The sequence below is a fragment of the Paenibacillus cremeus genome, assembly GCF_007786445.1.
GTDB classification, from domain to species: domain Bacteria; phylum Bacillota; class Bacilli; order Paenibacillales; family NBRC-103111; genus Paenibacillus_G; species Paenibacillus_G cremeus.
In genome coordinates, this window is the sequence record NZ_VNJI01000026.1 from 1 (window position 1) to 13389 (window position 13389).

The following is a 13389-nucleotide window of genomic DNA, read 5'->3' on the forward strand; positions in this document are numbered from 1 at the left end:
AAAATCCGTTATAAATCAGCAGTTAGCTTCGTCTACAGAGTAGCATAATTCATTTCGAATGAACATTTTTTAAGCGGATATGACATCCGCTTGTTTGCTGTGCACATTTTGCTTGACTAAACCCAAAAAACTAACGGCACAGGACTTTGTCCCATGCCGTTTCGGATTACATTTTTATACCCAGTCTAGTCTTTGAGCTTAACTAAATGACATTGCCTGCTTTGGGGGCCTTTTTGCCATTGTAGGGTTATTAGGGGCAAAGGTGGTGCGCAATCTAGTTATAATTTAGCGCAAATAGGATAGAGAAATGAAGCGGACATTCCGTTTATAATGAGTCATGATAACGCTTCCAACGATGTTAAAAAGGAGTGAAGTTGATGTACCGAAAGTGGATGAAGTATGTCATGATTCCGAGCGTTGCTTTATCGTTAGTCTCCTGCACGACCCCTGTCAATACGGCGCTGGCCGCAACCGATTACAACTACACGAAGTCGGCGCTGACGGTGCTTTATCCGGATCAGGCGTCGGTCATGACCGCCATCACGAATCAGAAGGATGCGCTCATGGCACGGTATACGGCGAACGGCTCGACGGGCAATTTTGAAACCGGCACGGACAACACCGAGATCGGCAACGCCGACTGGGGCGCGGTCGCTTTGCTGACGCTGTGGTGGGCGAATAACCCGGCCGCAACGGACCGGGATGCGGTACGCGATGCGGCGCGTCAAGGGCTGCAGTTTGCGCTGGCTAACCGGGATTGGAATGCGCCGCCGTCGGATACGTCCTTTTTGCTGAGCCCGACAAGCACCGAATATTATGCCTCCTACTCGTTGTCCGGGTACGGTACTTCAAACATGAACTCGCTCGGGACACCTGTCGGCGCTTCCGCCAACTATCCGACGACGGCTTGGTCACTGCTTTATAAGACGCTGATTCTCAAGTACGACGGCGTTGGGGGAGATAACTTATTTACGTTGACGGATAAAAACACGATTAAAGCCCGCGCCGTCTCGAACTGGAAATGGCTGCGCACCGTCTCCAAATACAACCCGCAAAAAACGCCGAACCAAGTCATGGGCGCCATTCTCGGCGGCTACACGCTGGGCTCGTTGTACCCGTCTACGGACTCGCTGACCGGCAGTCTGCAGAGCGAGGCGATGAATTACTATAGCTCTACAAGCACGCTGACCGGCACGAATTTGGATCAGTCGTCTGTGCCTTCCCAGTGCCCTAGCACGTCGTATGTGCAAGGCAACGGCTATGTACAGTGCGAAAATATTACGCAGCAGGACGGGTATCGTATTTTTGCCGAGCAGGGCGGATTTGAGACGCATTACAGCGGGCTGCAGCTGACATTCATGGCAGGGCTGTACAAGCGCATGCTCGATATCGGCGAGACGAACGGGATCAAGGATACGCTATATAATGACGGCATCAGTCAGGCGAATTACATCAATCGCCGCTTGTCGGCAGCGGGGATGATGCACGGCGGCACGCGGCATAACGATATCTCCGGCAGTAAGCGGGATAACGCGATTGCGCTGGGGTACAACTATTTTGGCGGGGAGATCGGGGCCGATCTGGGACGGGTGAAGCTGGACGGCAATACGGCAGCGCTGTCGACCGACCCGGTGAACTCGCAAATTTACGGGCATGGCGCGATGGGGATGCTGCTGTTTTACGATTATTTCCGTACGTGGAACAGTACAGCCAATACCATCAACGATCGCATGGCGTTCCGGAATAGCAACGTCTCGATCTACTTCGATAAAGACAATAACCAGCCGGCAGAAATTGCGGTTAACGGCATGACCTTCACCGATAACTTGATCAATGACGGTGTAAACGACAATGTCAAAGCGCAGGGCTTCTACTACCGGGATAACTCCGGTAATTGGAAAGCGGGAGCGTCGACGCCGAACAATTATACTGACACCGTTGGCAATTATATGGTTCGGATGACCACGGGTCACGACAGCAATCTGAACGCGGACATCAAAACCCGCTATATCACGGACGGTACGTCGCTGTATCAGATCATGATGGTGCAGTTTGATCAGGATGTGCTGCTCAAATCGACGAATGCGATGATCGGGCTGCCGTATTTTTCGAAGACGCAGCGGATTATGAACATTTTTGATGGGACGGATACGACGAAGGTGTTCGATCTAAGCAGTGCGACGACGGGTGTGTTCCCAGCGAGCGGCAATATCAGCTTGTTCAAAATCGGCAATGTGACCGGTACGAATGGCGTGAACAACGTGTTCATTCAAGGCTGGCCGTACATCAAGGCGGAGAATAAAGAGGATGCCACGACGCCGAATGAGATGTGGATGTCGAGCACGACGGGCAGCACCGGCAACAAAACGCTGGAAAGCCTGGTCGGCCTTAGCACGAAGGTATTCTGGTACAAGAAAGCCGGCAGCTCGGAAAAATATGTGAAATACACAGACAATATGCGGGTGAAGCTGTTCGAAAGCTCGACGCCGCAAACGTATTCGGCTGGGGACATCGTCTGCGCGATCGCCAAGTACACCCCGCAAAACTCCAGCGGCACCTACGACGCGTTCAGCGTGTCGGCTACGGTGGCCGATGCGACGAAGCAAACCGTAACCGGCAGCATCACGGTGACGGACTCGGGTATGACGCTGGTGATCCCGTCGTTTAATTCGAGCAGCGTAACGCTGAACGGTACTACGATTCATTAAAGGGTAAAGATGAGCAAAACACCATTTCAATCGTCGACAACCAACAACGGGTTCATCCGCCTGCTGTAACGGTTGCGATGCATTGGAATGGTGTTTTTTTTGAGGTTGAAATGGAAGGAAATTAGGTATATGATAAGGGAACAAGTGTTCTTGTTTGTTGCATGTTATATGAGGGTGGTGAGGCTATGAGTGAATGGTTAAAGCTATCACTGACAACCGGCTTGCCGGCATGGGTGAAAAAGTCGGATGTTACGGCTGTGAAACAGGAGGACAGTCATGCTAAGGTGTTTTTTAATCTGCATGGGCAATACTTTGAAGTTACGGAGAAGGCCTTCGATATTATGAACCGCGTTTTCACGGAAAGGCTGAACTAAGTAGATCACAAGGAGATCAGACAACATGAAACTTAAATCAACGGAAAGTAAGCCGGAATTCAAATATGTGGCATGTGAATGCTGCCAATACCCGATCGCGGTACCGAGTAGTGCTTCAGCATCGGTTTGTCTTGTTTGTCCTCAGTGTGGAAATCGATCCTGTATGTAAAATGAGGTGTAGTTTAAGAAGGTCCTTGCCTGCCAGGGACTTTTTTTGTTTTGTAGAAAAAAGTTGACTTAATGATAAAGCTAACTCATAATTAACTTTATCATTAAGATAAATCATAAGGGATCGTTTTGGAGGACGTGGCATGAAGCTTTCTCTGGTCAAAATCAAACAGCTGGCAGATCACCTGCAAAGGCTGAGCGTGCTTGGCAGTATGACACTTTCCACATGTATGGCTCACTCAGGTGACGGCAATTGGCAGGAACGGTCCTGTCCGATCGTTTATGGCGGGGGGCGGACGATGTGGCATTTTAAACAAACGGTTGAGCTGCCGGCGGCGTGGAGGGAGGGGCTCGTGACCATGCGGTTTGACCTCGACGTTCCGAAAGACCGGACGGCGTGTGAGGGGCTTCTGTTCGTGAATGGCCGGAGGAGCTTCGGGCTTGATCGCAATCATAAAGAATACGTGCTGCCAGAGGACGCCGTTCGAGGGGGAACCTTGGAGCTGGAAGTGGAAGCGTTTGCCGGGATTACCGAGAACCTCTACCAGTTCAAAGCGCCGCAGGTTTGTTTGCTGGATCCGATGATGCAGGAGCTTTCAATGTGGTTGAAAAATCTGGCGGAAGCCGTGGAATGCCTGGAGCTGCACGATCCTGCGCACTATAAGCTGCACGACCTTTTGCATGATGCCTGCATTCGGTTGGATTTGTTTGCCCCGCGATCGGATAGCTTTTTCAGCTCGGTACAGTCTGCGTTGGAGGTGATTCAGGGCGGACTCTCTGCGCTGCCAAGGGACGGATTTGCGCCGACGCTGATCGCTGTGGGGCACTCGCATATCGACATTGCGTACTTGTGGACGATTGCCGATGCCCGGCGAAAAAGCGTCCATACCTTCACCACGATCATGGCGTTGATGGATCAGTATCCGGAGTTTACTTATTTTCAATCGATGCCGCAAATTTACGCTTATATTGAAGAGGACGCACCGGATTTGTTCAGGCAAATTCAAGCACGAGCTCAAGAAGGCCGCTGGGAAGTCGAGGGCGGGATGTGGGTCGAGTCGGACTGCAATATTCCGTCTGGTGAGTCGCTGGTTAGGCAGTTTTTGCACGGGATGCGTTATGTGAAGGAGAAGTTCGGAAAAAGCTGCGAAATGCTGTGGATGCCCGACGTGTTCGGCTACAATGCGGCGCTGCCGCAAATCTTGAAGCAGTGCGGGATTCGCTACTTCATGACGACGAAGCTGAGCTGGAATGAGGTGAATGATTTTCCGCATGATACGTTCGGGTGGGTGGGAATCGACGGCTCGGAGGTGCTGGCCCATTATATTAGCGCGCCGGAGCGTAATTTGGACGTGTATACGTATAATGGCTTTTTGGATCCGAAGAGCGTATGGCAGACGTGGGAAAATTATAAGTCCAAGGCGATCAACGATCATCTGCTGATTGCGTTCGGGCATGGCGATGGCGGAGGCGGGCCAACTGCAGAAATGGTCGAGTCCGGGCGTCGGATGGCAGCGCTGCCTAGATTGCCGCAAACGAAGTTCGGCACGGCGCTGGAGTATTTCCGCGAGTTGGAGCGCCGGGTGCGGCTGCGGGAGGATCTTCCGTCCTGGAAGGGCGAGCTGTATCTCGAGTTTCACCGAGGGACCTACACGTCGCAGGCGAAGAACAAGCGGTTCAATCGCCAAAGTGAGTGGCTGTATCGGGAGGCGGAGCTATGGGGGGCGGTTGCGAATTTTCATGACGTACGGGTTTTGGAAAGGCTGGCGGACGGCTGGAAGCTGATATTGAAAAATCAATTCCACGATATTTTGCCGGGGTCGGGCATTCCGGAAGTATTTGAGGACAGTGACCGGGATTATGAGCAAATATTGGCTATTGGTCGCGAGGTGCTGGAAGCTGGTTTGTCTGCTGTCGCAAGCCGTATTGCTGCTGATGATGAGCCGGGGATTGTAGTGTTCAATTCCTTGCCGTGGGATCGCGGGGGCTGGGTAGAAGTCGATGGACGAACCTTGTGGGTGGATTCCGTGCCCGCGCTAGGGTACCGGACGATAAGCTGGAAAGAGCTTGAGGCTTGGAGTCGCGTTCCCGCTTCAGCTTCTGTTGGAGGAGCATGGAGCATCAGCACGGAGAAAATGGAAAATGAGCTCATCCGTATCCTTTTTGCACCGAATGGGCAGCTGCTCTCGGTCTTTGATAAGCAGGCGAATCGCGAGGTGCTGGCACCAGGGGAAGCGGGGAACGTGCTGGAGCTGTTCGAGGATCGCCCGATCCGCAATGACGCATGGAATATCGACTATGATTTTCCGCTGAAGCGTCGAGAGGTGACGGAGCTTGTGGGTGTGCAGGTGGTGTTCGATAACGGGCTGCGGGGCGCTGTTCAGTTCACGTGGACCTGGAACCGGAGCACGATTGTGCAAAAGGTGATCGTTCATCGCGACAGCAAGCGGATCGATTTTGACACACGGGTGGATTGGCAGGAGCGCCAGGTGCTGCTTAAAGCGGCCTTTCCGGTGGATGTTCAGAGCGCCTATGCGACGTATGACATTCAGTTCGGTAATTTGCAGCGGTCGACGCTTAAGAATACGAGCTGGGATGAGGCGCAATTCGAGATGTGCGCGCAGAAGTGGGTTGATTTGTCCGAGGGCGGTTATGGGGTAAGCCTGCTGAACGACTGCAAGTACGGGCACGACATCAAAGGACATACGATGCGCATCACGCTGATTAAGTCGGGGATTTATCCCGATCCACTGGCAGACCATGGCGATCATACGTTCTGCTATAGCTTGTTCCCGCATCAGGGAAGCTGGCATACGGCTGGGACGAACCGCGAGGCATATGAGGTAAATATTCCATTGCAGGCTAGAGTGATGGAGTCGGGTGGAAGCAGCGGGGGCCGCGATCTGCCGAAGGAGTATTCCTATCTGCAAGTCGAAGGCGAGCATGTGATGCTGGAAACCGTGAAGCCGGCGGAGGCTGGTAACGGAGTGATTCTACGCTTCCATGAGTATGGCAATCAACGGGGGCCGGTCACCGTTCGTTCGGCGCGGCCGATCAAGGCGGTGGAAGCCGTGAATTTGCTGGAGGAGCCGGTGAGTCCATTGGCGGAAGCGGATGCGTTTAAGATGGGGGAACACTCCCTGGAGTTTCGTGTGACGCCGTATCAGATTCGTACGTTTCGAGTGGTGTTAGGGTAGGGGGAGTAACCCGCGACCCGCCTTTACAAATTCAGTGTTTGCCGTCATAATTTTGTTTAATCAATAAGTTATTGTGATCGGGTGAGAAGGATGACGCAAACAAAGACGATTTATTTACAGCAAGTGAAGCAGCAAAATTTATGCTCGATCTTGACCTACATTTGGGAAGCGGAGGCAATTTCGCGGGTTGAGCTAATTGAAAAAACGGGGCTGACCTCGGGCACAATCACGAATCTGACGTCGGAGCTCATCGAGTGGGGGCTGATTCGCGAGTCGGAGACGAGCTCGGGCACGGTGGGGCGCAAACGCATTATGCTGCGGTTCCAGCCGGAGCTGTATCGGATCATGGGCCTGGACATCGGCCGATCGTCCATTGCGCTGGTCATGACGGACTTGACCGGCGGCATCGTGTACTCACGGAAGCTGGACACCGGGGAGACACTCGAGCCCGCCAGTGTCCTAGCCGCTATTGAGCCGCTTATGCAGGAAGCGCTGCAGCTGGCGGCTAGCGAGCACAAGCGTGTGCTGGGCATCGGCGTTGGCATTCCGGGGCCGATGAATTTGGAGACGGGAACGCTGCGGAAGCCGCCGAATTTTCCGGGCTGGGATGGCTACCCGATCCGTAAGGTGCTGGAAGAACGGTTGGGACTCCCGGTTCAAATCGAGGACGATGCGCGCACGTCCGCGCTCGCGGAGCGATGGTTCGGGCATGCGAAGAAGGAAGGCAGCCTCGTATTTGTCACGATGGGGATGGGGATCGGCAGCGGCATCATAGCGGAGGGCAAGCTTGTTCGCGGGGTGAATGGGCTGTACGGTCAAGTCGGTCATACGATGCTGGATCCACATGGCATTGTGTGCGACTGCGGCAACCGCGGCTGCTGGGAGACGATCGGCGCGATCCCTGGCATTCTGCGTCGTTATGGCGGCGAGGGCAGCATGGCTGAGCTGATGGAGCAGGTGAAGCGGGGGGACCCTTCCGCCAGCCAATGCTACGAGGAGACGCTGTATTATTTGGAGTCGGCGCTCACCAATGTGTTTAACATGTACGACCCTGCGATGATCGTGCTGGGCGGTAAGCTGTTTTCGTACCTGGAGCCGGAGCTTGCCCGCATCCGAAGCCGCGTCATCGAAAGGGTGTATGACTTCGTGAAGCACCGCGTTCGCATTGAAGCCGCGACCTTCGGCGAGGTTCAAAGTGCAGTGGGAGGTGCAGCGCTCGTGCTAGAGGAGCTGATTGCCAAGCCGCTGCAGGTCATGCGCCGGTCCTAAAAACCGGTGCCTCTGCATAGTGTATTAACTTAATGATTAAATGAAAAGAGGGCTTAGCATATGCCAGAAGTTCTAGAAAGACTGTTTCAGCGCTATCCGGAGCTGATTTCCTGCCATGCTTCCATCCTGGAGTCCGCGAGATTGATGGAGCAATCGTACCGATCCGGGGGCAAAATGCTGCTCTGCGGCAACGGCGGCAGCGCGGCGGATTGTGAGCATATGGTCGGCGAGCTGATGAAAGGGTTTATGAGCAAGCGGCCGCTGCCCGAAGAAGAACGGCAAAAGCTAATCGATTCATATGGTGAGCAAGGCCGCTATTTGGCCGATCACTTGCAAGGCGCGCTTCCCGCGATTTCGCTCGTCAGCCATACGGCCCTCCAGACGGCGTTTGCCAACGATGTGGCGGCGGACTTGGTGTTCGCGCAGCAGGTTTACGGCTATGGCGCCCAGGGCGACGTGCTGGTTGGATTCAGTACCTCGGGGAATTCGATGAATGTGATTCGTGCCCTTCAAGTAGCTAAAGCCCGCGGGCTGTACACGATCGGCTTCACAGGAAGCAGCGGCGGCGAGATGAACACCTACTGCGACGCCATCATTCGTGTTCCTTATCAAGCTACGCCGGATATTCAAGAGCGTCACCTGCCGATTTACCACGCGCTTTGCATCATGCTGGAGGACGCATTTTTTTAAGCCAAAGCATTTTATTCGGGAGGAATTTAATATGAATAACCATAGCGCACAAAAGAACACGCAGGCACGGGTGAAGGTCGTCTTGCTTGATTTTGACGGAACGTTGTCGACGCTGCGGGCGGGCTGGGAAGAAGTGATGGCGCCGCTCATGCTTGAGGTGATCTCGGGGCCGCACCCGCTTACGGCTTCTGAAGAAGAGGCATTAACGAAGGAGATCGCGGAATATATTGATCAATCGACTGGCATTCAAACCGTGTATCAAATGATGTGGCTGGCTGACAAGGTGCGCAAAAAAAGCTGGAACCCCGTCGTGCTCAGTGAATGGGGCTATAAAGAGGAATACAACCGCAGATTGCTGATGACGGTCAATGAACGGCTGGAAAAGCTGGAGCGGGGAGAGCTGCAAGCGGAGGATTACTTAATGAAGGGCTCGATCCCGTTTCTTGAGGCGCTTCAGACAGCTGGCATTGCGATGTATGTGGCGAGTGGAACCGATCACCCGGATGTGGTGCGGGAAGCAAAGGCGCTTGGCGTATACCGCTATTTCAAGGAGATCGCCGGTGCGCCTGTCGGGAAGGCTGATTGCTCGAAGGAAAAGGTCATCCGCGATTTGCTGGAAAACCCTGAGCTGAACTGCAGTGAACTCGCGGTCATTGGCGACGGGAAGGTGGAAATTCGTTTGGCCAAAGAATATGGAAGCCTCGCCCTAGGCATTGCCAGCGACGAGAACGCTAGAGAGGGCATCAATCCCGTTAAGGAGAACCGGCTCATGAATGCGGGAGCAGACTGGATTGCGGGTGATTACCAGCAGCTGAATGCTTGGCTGGAAAGGCTGGGACTGTAGCGATGGCGCCCTCCCTGTACCGCAAGCATCGGTTATTCGGCTGTCGGATCACGGATGATCTGACGTATAAAGGGTACCGATCCATCCTGCTGGAGAACGAGACGCTTTTAATCCATCTGCTGCTGGATAAAGGCAGTGAGCCAATTCGCTGGCTTCATAAGCCAACGGATACCGATTTCATTTGGCAGACGAGGATGGGACTTCTGCCTGTACACCATCTTTACCCGGATTACCAAATGAGTTACATCGGCGGGTGGCAGGAAATGTTTCCGGAGGTCAGCTTTACGCACGAGTACCGAGGAGCTACATTGCATCGAGGGGAATCCGCGATTACGCCTTGGGATTACGAAATCGTATTCGATACACCGGAGCAAATTCAAGTTAGGCTAACGAATCGGCTGCGCTCGCTGCCCTTTCGCATCGAGAAAACGATTACTATGAGGCAAGGGGATAGTAGAGTAAAGATCGATGAAGCCATACATAACGAATCGCCGGTTACGCTGGAAGCGAATTGGGGGCATCATTTGGCCTATGGGGCGCCGTTCTTAAGTGAAACGTCCCGCATCGAGCTGGAGCCGGGAGCGCTGGTACATCATCCAGGCATGGAGCAAACGCTCGCTTGGCCGAACGCTAGACAGGGAGACGACCTTGTCGACTTGTCCCGCATGGCTGCACCGGGAACGAAGCGGGATTTGCTTTACGTGACAATGGCTGAAGGAATGTATCGCCTACGGCGGCCCGAAGATGGATTGGCGTTACAGGTGCGATGGGATACCTCGGTATGGCCGTATTTATGGTATTGGCAAAATTACGCTGCGGATTCGGACGCCCCATTTTTCGCGTGTGATTATAATATTGGGCTCGAAATGTTCAATGTGCCGCCCAAGCTGACTGTAGCGGAAGCGGTGAAGCAGGGGGTAGCGATTGTCGTGCCTCCAGGCGGCAGCCGGCATGCTTGGCTCGAAATCGAAGTGACGAAGGAGGGATAAGGCATGGCCTATCCGAGAACGAAGCGGCTTTCATTCGAAGCGATCCGTACTAATCCGGTGCACATCCGCACGAATCTGGTCACGATCAAAAATATGGCAAAGCCCTACGAGGATACGGTTCCGGACTGGAAGTCCGCTGTGCACGAGCAGGGGGCGTTCGACCAGCTTGTAGAAAAAATCATCGAGACACGCCTTCAGGGAAAGCCGGTCATTTGGTCGATGGGCGCGCACGTCATCAAGAACGGACTATCCCGCTACATTATTGAAATGGTAAAGCACGGCATTCTTACGCACGTTTCCGGCAATGGGGCAACGAGCATACACGATTTTGAACTCGCGTTCATGGGGGAAACGTCTGAGGATGTCGCGCGCTCGATCGAGGACGGCTCCTTCGGCATGTGGGAGGAAACCGGGCGCTACATGAACGAAGCGGTGCAGCAGGGGGCGGCGCTTGGATTGGGCTACGGGGCCAGTTTGTCTAAGTACTTGTCCGATCATCCGGAACGGTTCCCGCATTCTGACGACTGCGTTTTCGTGCAATGCCAAAAGTACGGTGTGCCCTATACGTGTCACATTTCGATCGGAACGGATATTATCCATCAGCATCCGATCGTCGATTTTGAAGCGCTGGGCGCGGCGAGCGGACGGGATTTTGAATGGATGTGCCGGTCTGTAGCAGCTATGGCTCATGGCGGGGTGTTTCTGAACTTCGGCTCGGCGATCTCGGGACCGGAAATGTTCTTAAAAGCGCTCAGCCTGGCCCGCAACGCCGGTCTACCGATGAGCGGCATTACAGCGGCTAATTTCGATATTGTCCCTGTAAACGCACAGATGCGGCCGACAGAGGATGAGCCGGAGTTCTACTATCGGCCACGACGCAATTTCATCGATCGGCTGCGGCAAATCGACGGTCAAGGGCATTTGTTCCATGGGCTGCATCAGGTGACGATCCCTCATTTGTTCGAGGCGGTTCTGGGGCGGATGAAGGAGCGGGGGATCTCTTTTCTGGGCGGTGCAGTGGCTGTGGCTTCGTCTGCGGAGATGCGTTTGGGCGTAGAGAGAGTGCTTTATCCCATTCGGGATCGCGCAGCATTGCTGCGTGCCGTTGACATTCCGCATCCGGCGGAGCCCTATTGGGTGAAGCGATCGCTGCCTCGTCCTTGGGATGCGCCGCAGTTTGACGAGTTCACAGAACGGTGGCTGGAGGCTAGGCTAAAAAGCAATCAAGTGCTGGCTTCGCTTGGCGGCAAAGTGGTGGGGAGCGGAATGACGCGCTATTTGGGCGATTTGATTGAACGCGGCATGATTACACATTTGGCGGTCGTTGGCGCCTGCGCATTCCAGGATTTCGAGCTGGCTGCCTTCGGTCAGACGGAGGAAGACGAGCGAGAGGCGCTGGGCCGCGGCGTGCTTGGCATGTGGAAGGAGCCGGGAGAGTGGCTGAATGAAGCGCTGCAGGAAGGGTATCGTCAGGGGCTTGGCTACGGGGAAAGCCTGATCGCTTATGTAGAGAAGCATGAGGATCGGTTCCCGTACCTCGACGCTACGCTGCTTGGCAGCTGCATGAAGGCCGGCATTCCGTACACGGTGCACATTACGATTGGGACCGATGCGATTCAGCAGCACCCCGATACCGATTTTGCGGTACATGGGGGAGCCAGCGGGAGAGATTTTGCAGCGTACTGCCATACGGTTTCGCAGCTGGAGCATGGCGTCTTTGTCAATTTTGGTTCTACGGTTACAGGGCCCGAGGTGTTTCTAAAAGCACTGTCCATCGCGCGAAATCTCCAGTATCCGGTGCATCACATCACCACGGCGAATTTTGACATCATCCGGCTAGGCGATTACCGCAAAAAAGTAGGCTATGAGGATTGGGACTACTACTATCGGCCGCGCAAAAATATTATTCACCGCCCGACCAGCCTGGGGGGCAAAGGGTTTCATTTTGAAGGGCTGCATCAAGAGACGATTCCAGTTCTGTGGCAGACGCTTACGTTGAACTCCGACTCGAAAGGAGAACGAGACGATGAATGGAGATAACCGCCCCCCGCTTCATCTAGTGGATCGACATGAAGGCTTGACCCATGAACGGTTAATGGAGCTGCTGAGCGCTATTTCGAAGCTCAAAATCGGGGTCATCGGCGACGGCTGCATCGATATTTATTGGCACGCGGATATGACCATCAGCGAGCTGTCGAGAGAAACGCCGCATTACCCGCTGCCGGTGGTCAAGGAAGTGTACTCCCCCGGCGCAGCAGGCAATGTGGCGGCGAATTTGAAGGCGCTTGGTGTACGCGAGGTCTTGTTCTGCACGGTGACGGGAGACGACTGGAGGCGAGGGCTGCTGAATCAGTGCCTGCGGGAGCGGGGCATCGACGATTCGTACTCCACCGTGGAAGCGGGGCGCATCACGCCAGCCTATTGCAAGCCGATGCGGCATGGGCATCAAGGGGCGTGGCAGGAGGACGCACGGCTTGATTTTGCCAACCGCAGCCCGTTGACGGCGGCCGAAACGGCTCGCCTGCTGGAGAAGCTGGACGCGATGGCCGAGCAGGTGGACGCGATCGCGGTGACGGATCAGTTTCAGCTCGGCGTCATCACGCCGGAGATTCGCGAGCGTCTAGCCTATTGGGCCGGACGCGGCAAACGGATCGCCGTCGATAGTCGGGATCGGATCGCCCTGTACCACGGTGTCATCGTCAAGCCCAACGAGCTGGAAGCGATGCGAGCCTTCCCGGGTGCGGCGTCGGAAACAGGTGATGCCGATGGCGGGGAGTGGGCGGCATGGATTCAAGCCGGCAGCCGCTTGCAAGCCCGGAACGGGGCTCAGAGCTGCATGACGCTGGGGGCCAACGGCTCGCTCTGGTACGAGGCAGGGCAGACGAAGCCTGTATGGATCCCCTCGCTGCCGGTTCAGCCGCCGCTGGATATCGTCGGAGCAGGGGATTGCTTCCTCTCGTCCTTGCTGGCTGCGATAGCGAGCGGCGCCTCCGGAGCGGATGCCATGGCGTTGGCGCATATCTCGGCGTCTATTGTCATCGGCAAGCTGGGCACGACCGGAACCGCAACGCCAGACGAAATCAAAGAGCGTTACACCAGCGTTTATAAAACTGCCGCTTACGGATAACCGTAGAGCGGCTTTTTCCTTTT

At 54.7% G+C, this 13389-nt stretch carries 9 protein-coding genes; all 9 read left to right on the top strand.

The window, feature by feature from the left end:
* The first annotated feature begins 377 nt into the window (after nt 1-377).
* A complete protein-coding gene (locus FPZ49_RS19785) occupies nt 378-2708 on the top strand; it encodes a hypothetical protein (protein ID WP_144850140.1) in 2331 nt (776 codons plus the stop codon).
* A gap of 185 nt (nt 2709-2893) precedes the next feature.
* Nucleotides 2894-3082, top strand: coding sequence for a hypothetical protein (locus FPZ49_RS19790; RefSeq protein WP_144850143.1), 189 nt, complete (start codon nt 2894-2896; stop codon nt 3080-3082).
* Between the two features lie 311 nt (nt 3083-3393).
* Nucleotides 3394-6447, top strand: a complete 3054-nt coding sequence (locus FPZ49_RS19795; RefSeq protein ID WP_144850145.1) for an alpha-mannosidase — start codon at nt 3394-3396, stop codon at nt 6445-6447.
* 90 nt (nt 6448-6537) lie between these two features.
* Nucleotides 6538-7716 carry an ROK family transcriptional regulator gene (locus FPZ49_RS19800; protein WP_144850147.1) on the top strand — a complete coding sequence of 393 codons (1179 nt, stop codon included), beginning with the start codon at nt 6538-6540 and terminating at the stop codon, nt 7714-7716.
* A 60-nt stretch (nt 7717-7776) separates the two neighbouring features.
* Nucleotides 7777-8406, top strand: coding sequence for a D-sedoheptulose-7-phosphate isomerase (locus FPZ49_RS19805; RefSeq protein ID WP_144850149.1), 630 nt, complete (start codon nt 7777-7779; stop codon nt 8404-8406).
* 31 nt (nt 8407-8437) lie between these two features.
* Nucleotides 8438-9250, top strand: a complete 813-nt coding sequence (locus FPZ49_RS19810) for an HAD family hydrolase (RefSeq protein WP_144850151.1) — start codon at nt 8438-8440, stop codon at nt 9248-9250.
* Nucleotides 9226-10239 carry a DUF4432 family protein gene (locus FPZ49_RS19815; RefSeq protein WP_144850153.1) on the top strand — a complete coding sequence of 338 codons (1014 nt, stop codon included), beginning with the start codon at nt 9226-9228 and terminating at the stop codon, nt 10237-10239. The genes FPZ49_RS19810 and FPZ49_RS19815 overlap by 25 nt, the downstream gene beginning before the upstream one ends.
* A gap of 3 nt (nt 10240-10242) precedes the next feature.
* Nucleotides 10243-12279 carry a hypothetical protein gene (locus FPZ49_RS35850; RefSeq protein ID WP_186445929.1) on the top strand — a complete coding sequence of 679 codons (2037 nt, stop codon included), beginning with the start codon at nt 10243-10245 and terminating at the stop codon, nt 12277-12279.
* Complete coding sequence (locus tag FPZ49_RS19825; RefSeq protein WP_144850155.1) at nt 12266-13366, top strand: bifunctional heptose 7-phosphate kinase/heptose 1-phosphate adenyltransferase; 1101 nt, start codon at nt 12266-12268, stop codon at nt 13364-13366. Before FPZ49_RS35850 ends, FPZ49_RS19825 begins: the two co-directional genes overlap by 14 nt.
* The last annotated feature ends 23 nt before the right edge of the window (nt 13367-13389 follow it).